General features: G+C 33.0%; 13 protein-coding genes. 2 read left to right on the forward strand and 11 right to left on the reverse strand.

What is annotated here, in order from left to right; translation table 11 throughout:
- A partial coding sequence (locus JCM15092_RS11905) for a glycoside hydrolase 5 family protein (protein ID WP_024994859.1) occupies window positions 1-1,255 on the reverse strand: 1,255 nt, incomplete at its 3' end.
- 168 nt (window positions 1,256-1,423) lie between these two features.
- Between JCM15092_RS11905 and JCM15092_RS11910 the strand changes: the two genes are divergently transcribed.
- Window positions 1,424-1,897 carry an alanyl-tRNA editing protein gene (locus tag JCM15092_RS11910; RefSeq protein ID WP_024994860.1) on the forward strand — a complete coding sequence of 158 codons (474 nt, stop codon included), beginning with the start codon at window positions 1,424-1,426 and terminating at the stop codon, window positions 1,895-1,897.
- 245 nt (window positions 1,898-2,142) lie between these two features.
- On the forward strand, window positions 2,143-2,568 hold the full coding sequence (locus tag JCM15092_RS11915; RefSeq protein ID WP_024994861.1) for an Hsp20/alpha crystallin family protein: 426 nt from the start codon (window positions 2,143-2,145) through the stop codon (window positions 2,566-2,568).
- Between the two features lie 72 nt (window positions 2,569-2,640).
- On the opposite strand, the gene JCM15092_RS11920 is transcribed toward JCM15092_RS11915, so the two are convergent.
- The 10 genes from JCM15092_RS11920 to JCM15092_RS11960 form a co-directional block, all read right to left on the reverse strand.
- Window positions 2,641-3,777: a glycosyltransferase family 4 protein gene (locus tag JCM15092_RS11920; protein ID WP_024994862.1), complete on the reverse strand. Its 1,137-nt coding sequence runs from the start codon at window positions 3,775-3,777 to the stop codon at window positions 2,641-2,643.
- Window positions 3,774-4,925: a glycosyltransferase family 4 protein gene (locus tag JCM15092_RS11925; protein WP_051532549.1), complete on the reverse strand. Its 1,152-nt coding sequence runs from the start codon at window positions 4,923-4,925 to the stop codon at window positions 3,774-3,776. The genes JCM15092_RS11920 and JCM15092_RS11925 overlap by 4 nt, the downstream gene beginning before the upstream one ends.
- The gene (locus JCM15092_RS11930; protein ID WP_024994864.1) at window positions 4,922-6,055 is read right to left on the reverse strand and encodes a glycosyltransferase family protein; all 1,134 of its coding nucleotides are present in this window, start codon (window positions 6,053-6,055) and stop codon (window positions 4,922-4,924) included. Before JCM15092_RS11930 ends, JCM15092_RS11925 begins: the two co-directional genes overlap by 4 nt.
- A 3-nt stretch (window positions 6,056-6,058) precedes the next feature.
- Window positions 6,059-7,195, reverse strand: coding sequence for a glycosyltransferase family 4 protein (locus tag JCM15092_RS11935; RefSeq protein ID WP_024994865.1), 1,137 nt, complete (start codon window positions 7,193-7,195; stop codon window positions 6,059-6,061).
- A 125-nt stretch (window positions 7,196-7,320) separates the two neighbouring features.
- Window positions 7,321-7,782, reverse strand: coding sequence for a glycosyltransferase (locus tag JCM15092_RS16940; protein WP_084488552.1), 462 nt, complete (start codon window positions 7,780-7,782; stop codon window positions 7,321-7,323).
- Window positions 7,706-8,467 (reverse strand): glycosyltransferase family protein, encoded by a 762-nt coding sequence (locus JCM15092_RS15990; protein ID WP_051532551.1) that lies wholly within the window; start codon window positions 8,465-8,467, stop codon window positions 7,706-7,708. Before JCM15092_RS15990 ends, JCM15092_RS16940 begins: the two co-directional genes overlap by 77 nt.
- Before the next feature lie 67 nt (window positions 8,468-8,534).
- Window positions 8,535-9,284 carry a PIG-L family deacetylase gene (locus JCM15092_RS11945; protein WP_024994866.1) on the reverse strand — a complete coding sequence of 250 codons (750 nt, stop codon included), beginning with the start codon at window positions 9,282-9,284 and terminating at the stop codon, window positions 8,535-8,537.
- Between the two features lie 197 nt (window positions 9,285-9,481).
- Window positions 9,482-12,709 (reverse strand): carbamoyl-phosphate synthase (glutamine-hydrolyzing) large subunit, encoded by a 3,228-nt coding sequence (gene carB, locus JCM15092_RS11950; RefSeq protein WP_024994867.1) that lies wholly within the window; start codon window positions 12,707-12,709, stop codon window positions 9,482-9,484.
- Window positions 12,710-12,735: 26 nt separating this feature from the next.
- A complete protein-coding gene (gene carA / locus JCM15092_RS11955) occupies window positions 12,736-13,812 on the reverse strand; it encodes a glutamine-hydrolyzing carbamoyl-phosphate synthase small subunit (RefSeq protein ID WP_024994868.1) in 1,077 nt (358 codons plus the stop codon).
- Window positions 13,813-13,830: 18 nt separating this feature from the next.
- Window positions 13,831-15,729, reverse strand: coding sequence for an amidophosphoribosyltransferase (locus tag JCM15092_RS11960; protein WP_024994869.1), 1,899 nt, complete (start codon window positions 15,727-15,729; stop codon window positions 13,831-13,833).
- Window positions 15,730-15,745: the final 16 nt, after the last annotated feature.

Here is a 15,745-nt window from a genome sequence, read left to right on the forward strand (position 1 = left end):
TTATTTTAATTGTAGAATCACCTAAAAAAACAGAATTAAGTCCTTGCTGTTCTTGTGCCGGATCACCCATATAATCATCTCCTTTTTTCCAGAATATATTTTTTTCTGACTGTCTAGCCATTCCTCCCCAAGCCCAAAAGTTACACCCGGCAAAATGTCTATAATTCTCAGACTTATTTGCAATTAGACCAAATACATATTTATAAAATTCATCTCTCGCTTTTGTAGAACTTCCTTTAGCAAATTTAAAGTCATCACGAGGATAACCAAATTCTTCCATGACTACAGGTTTGTTATATTTGTCAGCAATAGATAGGTGAGTTTCAATATATTCTTTTGTCTTCACTTTAGCTTGCGGTAACATCTCATATAGACTATCAGCTTTCACCCATCCCCAGTTGTATGGCCACATATGTATAGTTATATAGTCAACATTCTTATCGGCATTAATTGTCTCAAAAAGATTCATGTCTTCTTCACACCCTGCCTTTCCCTCATTTCCTGTAGAAATAAGATGGTTTTTATCTAAAGATCTAATTATTGAAGATGCTTTTGACAGCCATTTCGCAAATGCTGGCTTAGCATCATTCGAAAAAGCTCTAGGTTCATTTCCTATTTGCCAAGACATAATAGTAGAATCATCTATATATCTCTTATTTGTATACCTATTAACTCTTCCTATAATAAATTTTAGGTGATCATAATAATAATTCTGTGCCTTTTCACAAGTAGAGAATTGGCTTACAAACTTCATATATTTCTCATAACCATCTATTGCAGGAATAGGAGCTTTCCCCATACCTGCCCATTCCAAATATTGTCCATAACCACCACTCCATTCCCACGAATTATTAATATATAACACAGCTAGCATATCACGTTTATTCATCTCGAATAAAAGATAGTCAAGTCCATCAAGGATAGTATCATTATAGACCCCAGGAGCTTTTTGCAGAGTAGGTTCAACTTTAGTAGGAACTCCATTTTCACCATCACTACCAACTAATATTCTCAGATTATCAATGCCTATACTTTTAAGGGAATCTAATTCTTGGATAAGTCTATTCCTATCACCTCCTTCACCAGTAGATCCAAGTATTGAGCCATACCAAAAATTAGTACCAACGTATCTATATTGCTCCCCGTCTCTGATAAATTTTCCATTCTCAACTTTTACAAAAGATTTATTCTGAGAATAAGATTCAATATTAGTAAAGAGAATTAATACGATAAAGAACGAAAGAATGTTTTTCATATATATATTTTTTTGTTCATCAATTAAACAAAGATATAAAAGAAGATATTGATATAAAATTTGACATAGTCAGTATGATTGATAATAAGAAATGTTTGATAAAATCGTATTATTTCTATCATTACAAAATTCATTTTTCTATTTTTGTATGACACAAAAGAGCCAATAATGATTACCGAACAAAAGATAAATAACCCTTCTCCAAAATTCAATGATGAACAGATTGCTCCAATGCATACTTGTGAGCATATAGTAAACAGAACTATGATTAATCTCTTTAATTGTAACAGAGCAATTGAAGCACATATAGAAAAGAAGAAGAGCAAAATGGATTTTGCTTTGTCCTTTGAGCCCTCTGAAGAAGAAATAAGGCAAATTGAAGAGATGGTTAATGAGGTTATCAAATGTAATCTTCCAGTCACCATGGAGTATATCAAACAGGAAGAAGCTATGAATAAATTCGATATGAAAAGACTCCCTGATAATGCTTCCGAGACTGTACGCATTGTTAAAGTTGGAGATTATGATGAATGTCTTTGCATTGGAATCCACGTAAAAGATACATCACAGATTGGAACATTCAAGATTATAAGCCATAGTTATGATAATGGTATACTTAGAATGAGATTCAAATTGCTATAATCCTGTCAAAATTTCCTTTATTTCATCATTAACCAGTTGACAAATTGTCACAGATAATAAAAAAACCTTTAGCGAATTTAAAAATCAAGCTTATTTGATTAATAAACATTTCATATCTTTAAAAACAACATAAAACCCTATTTTATAGTTACAGTTGGCATCTATGTTGCATTATCTCTATAGAAAGACTCGATAAAAGTCTAAATAAAGATAATGTTTAACGAATTAATATAGGAGGTTTAATTATGATGCCAGTAAAAAGATCAAATCAGACATGGGTTCCAAGTATTTTCAATGACTTTTTCGATAACAACTGGATGGTAAAGGCTAATGCAACAGCTCCAGCAATAAATGTTATCGAGAGTGATAAAGAATATAAAGTAGAACTAGCAGCTCCAGGAATGACAAAAGATGATTTCCAAGTTCATCTGAATGAGGATAACGATCTTGTTATAACAATGGAGAAGAAAGATGAGAAAGAGAAAGGCGAAAGCAGATATTTGCGTCGTGAATTTTCATATACTAAATTCCAGCAGACTCTTATACTTCCAGATGACGTCGACAAGGATAAGATTGAAGCAAAAGTAACAGATGGAGTGCTCACAGTAGATTTACCAAAACGTCTTCCAGAACATAAAGAAACAACCTCAAAAGTTATCGAGGTGAAATAAAGAACAGAGTGTGCAATACTGCACAATACATACAAAGAAATTGGATTGGTATTAATTTATCAATCCAATTTTTTATATCAATCCGTCAAAAAGATCAATCCACTGTTTCATTATAATATTCTGGCAATAACGTTTCGAACTTTTTGCAGCTTCCTCACCCATTTTTATCCTCTCATCTTCATGTTCGACAAGATAACATATCTTATCTGCCAAATCATTCACATTATTGGGTTCAACCCATATACCATCAACCTTGTCAGTAACGATATCCTTTGGGCCACATGGACATGTAAAGGTAACAACAGGTATTCCACAGCTCATAGCCTCAGCAAGGACAAGTCCGAAGCCTTCATATCTTGAACTAAGCACAAATATAGAGCTCTCAAGGTATTTTTCATATATGTTATTTACAGCCGAATGACAGAAGATGGAGTCGCCCACTTGCTTTGAATCGGCAAGAGATTGATATATCTCATTATCACCACTGCCATAAATATTTAGTTTCCAGTAAGGATGCCTTTGTGAAACTATCCTCCAAGCATCAATAAGCATATCAAAACCCTTTTGATAGGTATATCTTCCAACAGCAATGACTTTATGACCCTTACAAGTAGATGAAGAAGAGGGGAAATAAGGTATGGAATTGGGTATAACAATTACATTGTCTAATTCTGTCCATGCTTCAAGATCTTCGTGGCTGAGTACTACAAACTGGTCCAATCTCTTTATCTCATGAATCAACTTCTCACGCCACAGCCTTGTTATAAATTGGTTTACAAATGAAGGTAAAAAACTCTTGTTAAACTCTCTATAATTGCTCTTGTTGAAATGTAATTCGCCAACTTTCTTGCTGCCATCTGGAACATTATTGATGAAATTAATCTCTCTGCGCATAGCACTCACTGTAATGTCTGGCCTAAGATTACAGAGATAATTAGTAAGTCTCCTTTTATAGATGCACTGTTTCTTTGAAAAATGATATACCTTTTTTAATAGAGGCATTGTATCCAACTCATCAAAATTGATGTCGAAATTAACCAATTCAACTTTATCAGAAAGCCTATAATACAATGGCATCCCCTCTTGTTCAGTGAGAACTACATAAATCTTATAATCTGTATTATCTGCCAAATAGTTAACTTTCTGACTAAGAATATAACTCATACCATTTGGTCCATATATTCCCCCAATAATATATACTATTTTCATCTATTTGATAATAATGAATTAAAAAGTTCATTCCATTTCTTACAAATGTGAATTACATCCAATCTTTTTATATTGTGTTTTGCCAATGCACCCATTTTCTTTCTTTCTATTGGATTATCTATAAGGTGCATTATAGACTTAGCAAGCTCAGCTACATCACCATTCTTAACAAGAATACCATCAACTCCATTATTAATAATATTTCTTGGTCCATAAGGACAATCAAAAGAAACAACGGGTACACCACAAGACATTGCCTCAGCTAAAACCATACCAAAGCCCTCAAAACGTGAACTACATACAAATACAGAACTTTCAAAGTATTTATTAAATATATCATGAGAGGAATCTTGTAAATTCACAGAATCTGATAAATTCTTCTCTATTAACAAAGGCAAAAGATTTTCCTTATTACCTGTTCCATATATACTTAATCTCCAATCTTTATGATATTCGTAAACAATAGTCCAAGCATTAATCAGCAAATCAAATCCCTTCTCGTATGAATATCTTCCTACTGCTATTATTTCCTTATTATCTAAAGAAGCAATATCATCATTTATTATAAGCGGATTAGGTATAACATTAACATTATTCAATTCAATCCAATTATGCTTATCATCTTCAGTCAATACAATGAACTTATCAAGTCTATTCAACTTCGTAATTAATTGATACATCCAGATCTTTGAAAACAAAGACTTAAATATATTTATTTCATGACGTTCGAAATTACGATAATGTTTTCTATTAATATGTATCTCTCCTATCTTCTTACTTCCATCTTTAATTGAAGTAATAAAGTTTATCTCTCTTCTTAGTAGTGAGATTGTAATATCTGGTTTCAGTTCAATAAGTATCCTAGTTAGTTCACGTTTATACGCACTCTGCTTTTTCAGATAGAGAAGAGATTTATATATGAAATTTTTATTCCATAGTTCCTCAAAATTTATGTCCAAATATATAAGATGAATTTTTGAGGACAATGGATAATATGGAGTTTTTCCCTTACCATCCGTAAGTACTATATATATATCATATTCCAACACGTCAGCAAAATAGTTTGCTTTTGTTGTCAGGACCCTCTCTACACCACCCGGTATATATAGTGATGGGGTACAATAAACTATCTTATACTTTTTTGTCATAGTTCTTTTATTACTTTCCTCATCTGTTCTTCCCAGGTAAGATACTTTATTGAGAACCTTATTATCAAAGGAGAACCTTTATAGTTATTAAGAAAAAGGAGTATCTTATTTATATCTATAGGTGTCTCATCTGACGGAGCCTTTATGATAAAATCTGTATTATCAAAATCAGTATCTCTCTCAGAGTAGATGAAAGGAATACCTCTTGCAGCATATTCTCTGTTCTTAAGGCTCTTCATGCTATAAATCCCTGAACGATGTCTTGCCAAACTTCCTACTGCGAAATCGGCTATGTTAAGTATATTATCCAATTCCTCTCCGTAAAGAGGACCATGAAAAAATACTTTACCTTCAATATTATATTGGGAAATTATTTTTTTAAAGCCCATGGCATATTTTGAACCTTCCATCTCCGATGGAGCGATGCCTCCAACAATATGGAAATAGACCTCCTTTGAGTGTTCACTTTTATAGTATTCTCCCAATCCGGCAATAAGTCTGTCGAAGCCATGCCAATAATGTACCTCAGCAACTCCCACCAGATTGATGACATCATCGCTCTCTTTGCCCTTGTTCTGAATAGTTATGGCATCAAAATCAATACCGTTAGATATACATATTGTTCTCTGCCCGAAAATCTCCTTATCATCAGAGAAGGTGACAATAGCATCTGTAATCTTAGCCAACTTATTCCTAAAAAGTTTATCTATTTTCAGACCTATCTTATTCCTTAAAGAGAAACCTTGATACTCCTTATCATAGGGATAAGTAGGAATTTCTAAAGCTATTTTAGCGCTAGTGCTCTTTATTGTTCTGAAAAGATCAATAGTAAATGGATTGGCATTGTGAAATGAGCGGACATATACAATGTCATATTCATGTTCTCTGATATATCTTTTTATGCCGGAATAATCTATACGTTTTCTTACGGCTGCCAAACTACCTTTACCATAGTCCTGTATAATTTCATCATTAACCATTCTCACTCTATGACCATTTTCCAGCACTGTATATTGGCATACATCTACATTATGTCCAGACTGACAAAGCCCATTGATCTGATATTGCACTTTTTTACTAATACCACTTATATCAGAAAAGCCATGATATAAAAAGAAAAGTATATTCATAAACTAATTTGCTAGTGACTTAAAAAGTTTATCCCATTTAGGCATAATATTCTCTGAAGAGAACTTTTGTACATTAATCTTAGCTTGTCGTCCATATTCAAACCTCTTATCTTCATTTTCAATAAGATAATTTATTGAATCTGCTAACAATAATACATTATTAGGCTCAACCAATATACCATCTTTGTTATCACTAATTATATCGGAAGGTCCATAAGGACAATTAAAAGAGACACATGGAATTCCAAAAGACATTGCTTCAATTAATACTAAACCAAAACCTTCATACAAAGAACTCATCGCATATATGGAACTCTCTAAATACTTGCTACTTATATCATTTGTAGCACTATGTATCTTACATGAATCAGATAAACCTAAGTTCTTAATTTGGCTTTCAAGTGTATCATGTAAACCACCATCACCATAAATATCTAAACACCAATCATTATGTTTAGAATATAAAATTTTCCACGCATCAATAAGCATATCAAAACCCTTTTCTGGTACTAATCTGCCTACAGAAATCACTTTTCTGTTATTCAAAGTTGAATACTCTTTACAATTTATTGGAAGAGGATTAGGAATAATAATCTTCTTAGATGAAGTATTCCATTGATTACTATCTCCTTCAGTTAAAGTAACTAAAACATCACATTTATCTTCTATACTTTTAATTATAATATTTCTTTTAATTGTATTATATATATTTTTGATAGAAATACTGCTTTTATCGACATAGTTTAAAAAGCTTTTATTACCATGTGATTCAATTAATTTCTTAGCTCTACAATCTAAATTACATACAATATCAGAAAAAGTATATGTGGTTGCTATTATTATATCAGGATCTATAATAGAAATTACTTTTTTAATTCTTTTCTTCAACAAAAAACACAATTGTAGTTCTTTAAAGAATCTGAACAACAATCTATATTTATAAATACGATGAAAGTTAATATTTAAATCAATACAAGTTATTTTAGAAGACAAATTAAAAGAAAATGGATGCTTACCCTGTGAAGCAGTAATAAAATAGATTTCATAATTCCTTTCAGATAAATAGTTCATTTTAAATGAAATCATTCTTTCTGTACCCGCTTTATTAGCCAACGCATCTAAAACATATACTATTCTCATATATATTTATTTTTATAGAATAATTACTAGTTAAGTTTTATCAAACTTTTGTGTTTATTGTAATATTATAGTTTTTTTAATGATTATATGCGATATTAAAAACTTTTAAAATTTTATTGTTTTTATTATTTATGCCTAATTAAATCTTCAAATAAGTTATTCCATTTAGGCATTATTATATTTGGTGAATAACGTTGAATATTTTTTATAGCATTCAAACCCATCTGTTTTCTAATATTGTCATTTTCTATTAAAAAAAATAATTTATCTGCAAGCTTTTCATAATTATCATTTTCCACAAGAAAACCATCCTCTCTATCTTTGATTATTTGAGAGGGACCATATGGACAGTTAAAAGATACACATGGTATGCCACAACTCATAGCTTCAGCTAAAACAAGTCCAAATCCTTCAAATTTTGACTCATAACAAAAAATTGAGCTATCAACATATTTTTCTTCTATATGCTCAGTAGGAGGATGAATTCTAACGGACTCACTCAGTCCATATTCATATATATTCTTTTCTAACTCTTTCTTTAATAATCCTTCTCCATAAATATTCAGTTCCCAATCTGTATATATAATTAACTATTTTCCACGCTTTAATCAATAAATCGAATCTTTTTTCATAACTAAATCTCCCTACACTTATAACTTTTTTGTTTGAGCAATTACTAAATTTTGTAGTTTGAAAAGGAATAGAGTTAGGAATTATTTTTGAAGTCCTGATTTTACTCCATGATTGAGCATCCTTTTCTGAGAGAAGAACTAAAGATGAAAGTTCTTTTATCTTTTTATCAATTTTATATCTATAATATTTAGCTACTAAATTATAAGGGATACCCTTATTCTCCAATAAATTAAAGTTCCTAAAAGAGTCTCTAATTGTATGTAATTCTCCTATTTTTATGCTAGAATCATTTAAAGATGTAATAAACTCTAAGTCTCTACCACCGGTAGAAATTACCACATCTGCTTTTAATCTATATAATAAATCTCTTAATTCTTTTTTATAAGACCTCATTAGTTTCATATATATAATGAACCTAAAAAGAATATTATATTGATATTGAATACCAAAGTTTATCCCTAAATCTATATGTTTTACTTTAGAAGATAAAGGAAAAGCTAAAGGTTTATTATTTTGGGAATCAGTAATAATATAAACTTCATGATTATATTTCTCTGCTAAATAATTTGCTTTAAAAGTAATTATACGATCAACTCCTCCCTTTGTTGATAAAGCGGTATAAATATATACTATTTTCATAACGTCTAATGCCTTATTAAAATCAAAAATATTAATGAGAAATTATTATTTAAAACCATGATAAACATCAATTGCTTGTATTAATTAAAAAGAACAACTCTCTTTTTCGTTTAGTTAATCTATACAATAGTTTTGGACAATTTCCTGAGTAATATACACCATCAGATGAGTGTGTTTTTGTGTATATATCATGTGATTTTTTTTTATAGTTTAGCTTAGGTGAATAATAGTATATATTACTAATACTCATTCTCTTTAAGTCTTTATATGGTAATGAATTCCATAACCAAACACAATAATAATATTTTTTTATATCTGCATTTTTAGATATTATCTTTGAAATTAATGCTGAAGCTCTTCGATGATCAGGACTATAATCAAGAATATGTGGATAAAATATATAATCTGGTTTTTTATCGTCAATAATATTTGAAAGTTTCTTAGCTTCTAAATTTTCTTCATTTATTAAATAAAACTTTGAATCAGGAAAAGCTAAAAAGGTTAAATCTGTACATCCTAATATTCGATTTGCTTCTATGGCCATTTTTCTTCTATTATCTATAAGTTCATCTTCGTCAATTTGTGAAGTAGATTTCTCTCCTTTTGATAAGAATACAATTGAAACTCTATTATTATTTTTTATTGAATCATATATAAAATTTCCACAACCAAATATTTCATCATCAGGATGAGGGGCAATTATTAAAATATTCTTATTAAATGGAATATTAATTCTTTTACCGAAAAGGAAACCAAGAAAAGTGATATAATCAGCTTTAATTTGTCCAATTAGCTCATTCCTTAATTTTGTATACATAATAGTTCAAATTAAAAGCGAAGTTTAGATTTCTTGTTATCAAATAGATTTACTAATGTTATAAATAATTGTATAGCAAATATTATAAAATTAAACATGCTCAAACAAATATAATTAATAAATTATAATAAGAAAAGGTTTAGCCATTTCTCTTAAGAAATTTGCTAAACCTTTTAAATTAATGCTATTAATAAGTCTTATTTATACTCTTCCCAACTCTTTATTGCTATATCATCAATAGTCATAGTACAGAATGCATTGATAAATGCACTTGCAAGACGAGCATTAGTTATAAGAGGTATATTAAGGTCAATAGATGCACGGCGTATCTTATATCCATTAGTAAGTTCACCGGAAGTAAGGTTCTTTGGAATATTTACTACCATATCGATCTGCTTATTATGAAGCATATCTAGAGCCTGAGGTTGTCCCTCTTCACTTGGCCAAAATACTCTTGTATTATCTACTCCATTCTCCTGAAGATATTTTGATGTACCTCCTGTAGCATAAATCTCATATCCTTTGCTTAACAACATTTTTGCAGCGTCAAGCATATCTGCTTTCTGTTTAGCATTACCAGTTGAAAGAAGAATGCTCTTCTTAGGTATTCTGTAACCAACTGAAAGCATTGATTTAAGAACTGCACATGATGTATCTGAGCCAATACAGCCTACCTCTCCGGTACTTGCCATATCAACACCTAAAACTGGGTCAGCTTTCTGAAGACGATTAAAAGAGAACTGACTTGCTTTTATTCCAACATAATCCAATTCGAATAGGTTTTTCTTAGGTTTTTCTACTGGAAGACCCAACATAACCTTTGTTGCAAGTTCTATGAAATTAATTTTAAGAACTTTACTAACAAACGGGAAAGAACGGCTAGCTCGTAAGTTACACTCTATAACCTTTATATCATTTTCTCTTGCAAGATATTGGATATTGAAAGGACCGGATATATTTAACTCTTTTGCTATCTGACGACTAATACGCTTTATACGTCTAACTGTCTCAACATATAGTTTCTGTGGAGGGAACTGGATTGTTGCATCACCAGAATGTACTCCGGCATACTCAATATGTTCGCTAATAGCATAAGCTATAACCTCACCGTTTTGAGCTACGGCATCCATCTCCACCTCTTTTGCATACTCTATGAACTGACTAACTACAACCGGATGTTTCTTAGATACGTTAGCCGCAAGTTTCAAGAATCTTTCAAGTTCTTCCTGATTAGAGCAAACATTCATCGCTGCACCAGAAAGTACATATGAAGGACGAACTAAAACAGGGAATCCAACTTCATCAATAAACTCATTAATGTCTTCCATTGATGTAAGTTCTCTCCATCTAGGCTGATCCACTCCTATTCTATCAAGCATAGCAGAGAATTTCTCTCTATCTTCTGCGTTATCAATGCTCTTAGCTGATGTACCTAGAATATTAATATTCTGCTCATCAAGACGCATTGCAAGGTTATTTGGAATCTGACCACCGGTAGATACGATTACTCCATGTGGGTTTTCAAGTTCTAAGATATCTAGTACTCTTTCAAATGTAAGTTCATCAAAGTAGAGTCTGTCACACATATCATAGTCTGTAGATACTGTCTCAGGGTTGTAGTTTATCATTACACTTCTGTAACCCTCTTTACGGATAGTATTCAATGCCTGAACACCACACCAGTCGAACTCAACTGAAGAACCGATTCTATATGCCCCCGATCCAAGTACAACAATTGATCTGTGGTCACCTGTATACTTAACATCATTAGCTACTCCACTATATGTTACATAAAGGTAGTTTGTCTGAGCAGGATATTCAGCAGCCAATGTATCAATCTGTTTAACAACAGGTACAACACCTAACTGTTTTCTGTGATTTCGTACACACATAAGACCTTCTTCCAAATCTTCTTCATATCCTATAGCACGAGCAATCTGGAAATCTGAGAAACCTTGTATTTTTGCCTTCAAAAGAATATCTTTAGGAAGATCAGAAATCTGTTTATGGTTATTACCCCACTTATGTAGTTCGTTTGAAGTATTGCTTATATTCTTTAATTTTTCAAGGAACCACTTATCAATTTTTGTAAGTTCATTAATTTGGTCTACAGTGTAACCAGCCTTCAAAGCCTTCGAAATAACAAAAATACGTTTATCTGTTGGCTCCCTCAATGCTTTATCAAGATCATCAATAACAATTTCTCTGTTTTCTACGAAGCCATGCATACCTTGACCTATCATACGAAGTCCCTTCTGAATAGCTTCCTCGAAAGTACGTCCAATTGCCATAACCTCACCTACAGATTTCATTGATGAACCAAGTTCACGGTCCACACCATGGAACTTACCAAGATCCCAACGAGGTATCTTACATACCACATAATCCAAAGCAGGTTCGAAGAATGCACTTGTTGTCTTAGTTACAGAATTCTTCAAATCAAACAGTCCATAACCAAGTCCAAGTTTTGCAGCTACGAAAGCAAGAGGATAACCTGTTGCCTTTGATGCAAGAGCAGATGAACGGCTAAGACGAGCGTTTACCTCAATAACTCGGTAATCTTCAGACTCTGGGTCAAATGCATATTGTACATTACACTCTCCTACAATTCCGATATGACGTATGATACGTATAGCAAGTTCACGGAGTTTATGATACTCATGATTAGTAAGGGTCTGTGATGGAGCTATAACTATAGACTCACCGGTATGAATACCAAGTGGGTCAAAGTTCTCCATATTACAAACAGTGATGCAATTGTCAAAACGGTCACGTACAACTTCATACTCAACCTCTTTCCATCCCTTAAGACTCTTCTCTACTAAAACCTGTGGAGAGAATGAGAAAGCTTTTTCTGCAAGTACATTAAGTTCCTCTTCATTGTCACAGAAACCTGAGCCAAGTCCTCCAAGAGCATAAGCAGCACGAATGATTACTGGATATCCCAACTCTTTTGCAGCGCGACGGGCATTCTCTATATTCTCGACAGCCTCACTCTTTATAGTCTTGACTTGAATTTCATCAAGTTTTCTAACAAAAAGTTCTCTATCTTCAGTATCCATTATAGCCTGAACCGGAGTACCAAGAACTTTCACATCATATTTTTCAAATATTCTATCTTTATATAGAGCCACACCACAATTTAATGCAGTCTGTCCTCCAAAAGATAAGAGCACACCATCAGGACGTTCCTTCTCAATAACCTTCTCCACGAAATATGGAGTTACAGGAAGGAAGTATATCTGATCGGCAACACCCTCGCTAGTTTGAACAGTAGCAATATTAGGATTGATAAGAATAGTCTCTATCCCCTCTTCTTTGAGAGCTTTCAGTGCTTGAGAACCAGAGTAGTCAAATTCACCAGCCTCACCAATTTTCAACGCTCCTGAACCTAGTAGTAAAACTTTCTTTATATTTTCTTTCATGTCTTTTCTATCTTTTCAATGGTGGATTAGAGTAATTTTACAAATTCATCAAACAGAAACTCTGTATCTGTAGGTCCCGAAGCTGCTTCAGGATGGAACTGTGCTGAGAACCAAGGTTTATTCTTATGACGTATACCCTCATTTGAACCATCATTCATATTTATAAACAAAGGTTCCCACTCGTTAGTAAGAGTATTATTATCTACAGCATAACCATGATTTTGACTAGTAATAAAACATCTGTTTGTTCCTACCATCCTTACTGGTTGGTTATGACTTCTGTGACCATACTTCAACTTATAAATCTTTGCTCCACCAGCTTTAGATAACAACTGGTTGCCCATACATATTCCAAATATTGGCTTATCACTCTTCTGCATAGCTTTTCGGATATTCTGAACAGCTTCATCACAAGTATCAGGGTCACCAGGGCCATTTGAAATAAATAGTCCATCATATTCTATCTCATTGAAATCATAGTTCCATGGCACGCGAATAACCTCCACATCACGCTTAAGAAGGCATCTGATTATATTAGTTTTTACACCACAATCTACCAAGACAACCTTTTTATTATCTTTTCTTGCATTGTATCTGATTACCTCCTTGCAAGACACTTTATCGACATAGTTTATTCCCTCATATGAAGCCTGAGGTATATTATCTGGTTCATCGTCAAAAACAATTTTACCCATCATTACTCCATGTTCTCTAAGTACCTTTGTAAGCTCACGAGTGTCAATGCCAGTAATTCCTGGAACTTTTTCACGTTTTAGCCATTGTTCAAGACTCTCAACAGCGTTCCAGTGACTATACTCTTCACTATAATCACTCACAATTATTGCCTCAGCATGAATCTTTTCACCCTCCATGAAAGTAGATAGTCCATTATCCTCAATAGTAAATGGAGGTACTCCATAGTTACCTACCAAAGGGTAAGTAAGAGTCATCAATTGTCCCGCATATGAAGGGTCTGTCAAACTTTCAGGATAACCTGTCATCGCGGTATTAAAAACGACTTCTCCTGCCACCGGCTTTTCATAACCGAACGACTTGCCCGAGAATCGGCTCCCGTCGTCAAGGATCAATGTTACATTTCTCATCACTATGATATCGTTGATTTATTTTACAGTTTTCTCAAAATTAAAATTATTATCTACATAATCAATAAAAGCCTGATTAACAAGCTTAACTCCTCCAGGAGTTGGGTAATCGCCACTAAAGTACCAATCACCTTTGCTATTTGGACAAGCTTTGTGCAAGCCTTCCAATGTCTGATATACTATCTCAACCTTTGCTTTTGTACCTTTAGGCGTAAGTATCTCAACCATCTTCGATGATATCTGTTCATCAGTAAAAGGTGCATATATCTCTTTTACATAATTCACCATCTGTTCCTTAGGAATGTTTATCTGATTTTTTGATTTTCTATAGGCATTCTCAATCACACTTACCATTCCCTTATCTTTTAGCAACTCTATAGCAGCCTTGAAAGCAATAAACTGATCCATACTTGCCATATCTATGCCATAATAATCAGGGTAACGAACTTGAGGTGAAGATGATACTATAACGATCTTCTTTGGGTTCAACCTATCAAGAATACTTATAATGCTCTGTTTTAATGTTGTCCCGCGAACAATACTGTCATCTATTATAACCAAATTATCTTTATATGGTTTAAGACTATCGTATGTGATATCATAAACATGCGCAGCAAGATCATTACGGCTATTGCCTTCAGCTATAAATGTACGAAGTTTTATATCTTTAATAGCTACTTTCTCACTTCTAATTCTCATGGAGAGAATCTTTTCTAGTTCATCATGAGATGGATTATGCCCCAAGACCTCTATTTTCCTAACCTTCATTTCATTAAGATAGTCATCAAATCCTTGAAGCATTCCATAGAAAGCAACTTCAGCAGTATTGGGTATAAAAGATAGTACAGTATTCTCTACATCATAGTTTATTGATTTCAAGATAGCTGGTACAACCATCTCCCCAAGCAACTTTCTCTCTTTATATATATCTTTATCACTTCCTCGGCTGAAATAAATTCGTTCAAAAGAACATGACTTTCTTATAAGTGGCTTATTTATCTGAGCTAAACGTATTTCGCCATTTTTAGAGAGTAATAATGATTCCCCTGGATTAAGTTCTACTATATCATCAGCACTTACATTGAATGTCGTTTGAATTACAGGCCTTTCAGAAGCTACAACTAAAACCTCATCATCTTTATACCAAAATGCAGGACGAATACCCCATGGATCTCTCAAAGAGAACATCTCACCACTACCTGTAATTCCACACATTACATATCCTCCGTCCCAATCCTTACTTGCAGTGCGGAGAACATTTGAAAGATCTATTCTTTCTTCAATATAATTTGTGATATCCATACCTTCCATACTTTCCTGTTTACTTTCAGCAAATAAACGTTCTACTTCTCGGTCAAGTCGGTGTCCTAACTGCTCTAAGATTATATATGTATCAGAATATTTTCTAGGATGTTGTCCTGTTGCTGTGATTTTTTCGAAAATCTCATCAACATTTGTCATATTGAAATTTCCGCAAAGAGACAAGTTCTTTGCTCTCCAGTTATTACGGCGCAAAAAAGGATGTACATAAGAGATTCCACTTTTTCCTGTTGTAGAATATCGTAGATGACCCATATATATTTCTCCTGCAAAAGGAAGGAACCTTTTGGCATACTCAGCATCATGAAGTTGTTCCTGTGTAAGGTCTTTAAAATTACTTTGTACAGCTTCAAATATCTCTGTTATAGCACCGGAACCTAATGCTCTTTCACGGAACATATACTCTTCACCAGGATTTGCTTCCAACTTAACGCATGATAATCCAGCGCCCTCCTGTCCTCTGTTGTGTTGCTTCTCCATTAACAAGTAAAGCTTATTCAAACCATACATCCAGGTTCCATATTTCTCCTGATAGTATTCTAACGGTTTGAGCAGTCTTATCATTGCTACTCCACATTCATGTTTTAAAGGTTCCATTCAACTATATTAATTA

The sequence above is a fragment of the Phocaeicola paurosaccharolyticus JCM 15092 genome (genome assembly GCF_000613805.1).
GTDB lineage: Bacteria > Bacteroidota > Bacteroidia > Bacteroidales > Bacteroidaceae > Phocaeicola > Phocaeicola paurosaccharolyticus.

Coding starts and splice junctions, on each gene's coding strand:
- JCM15092_RS11910 (WP_024994860.1), top strand. CDS start 1,424: ATGATTACCGAACAAAAGATAAATAACCCTTCTCCAAAATTCAATGAT.
- JCM15092_RS11915 (WP_024994861.1), top strand. CDS start 2,143: ATGATGCCAGTAAAAAGATCAAATCAGACATGGGTTCCAAGTATTTTC.
- JCM15092_RS11920 (WP_024994862.1), bottom strand. CDS start 3,777: ATGAAAATAGTATATATTATTGGGGGAATATATGGACCAAATGGTATG.
- JCM15092_RS11925 (WP_051532549.1), bottom strand. CDS start 4,925: ATGACAAAAAAGTATAAGATAGTTTATTGTACCCCATCACTATATATA.
- JCM15092_RS11930 (WP_024994864.1), bottom strand. CDS start 6,055: ATGAATATACTTTTCTTTTTATATCATGGCTTTTCTGATATAAGTGGT.
- JCM15092_RS11935 (WP_024994865.1), bottom strand. CDS start 7,195: ATGAGAATAGTATATGTTTTAGATGCGTTGGCTAATAAAGCGGGTACA.
- JCM15092_RS15990 (WP_051532551.1), bottom strand. CDS start 8,467: ATGAAAATAGTATATATTTATACCGCTTTATCAACAAAGGGAGGAGTT.
- JCM15092_RS11945 (WP_024994866.1), bottom strand. CDS start 9,284: ATGTATACAAAATTAAGGAATGAGCTAATTGGACAAATTAAAGCTGAT.
- carB (WP_024994867.1), bottom strand. CDS start 12,709: ATGAAAGAAAATATAAAGAAAGTTTTACTACTAGGTTCAGGAGCGTTG.
- carA (WP_024994868.1), bottom strand. CDS start 13,812: ATGAGAAATGTAACATTGATCCTTGACGACGGGAGCCGATTCTCGGGC.
- JCM15092_RS11960 (WP_024994869.1), bottom strand. CDS start 15,729: ATGGAACCTTTAAAACATGAATGTGGAGTAGCAATGATAAGACTGCTC.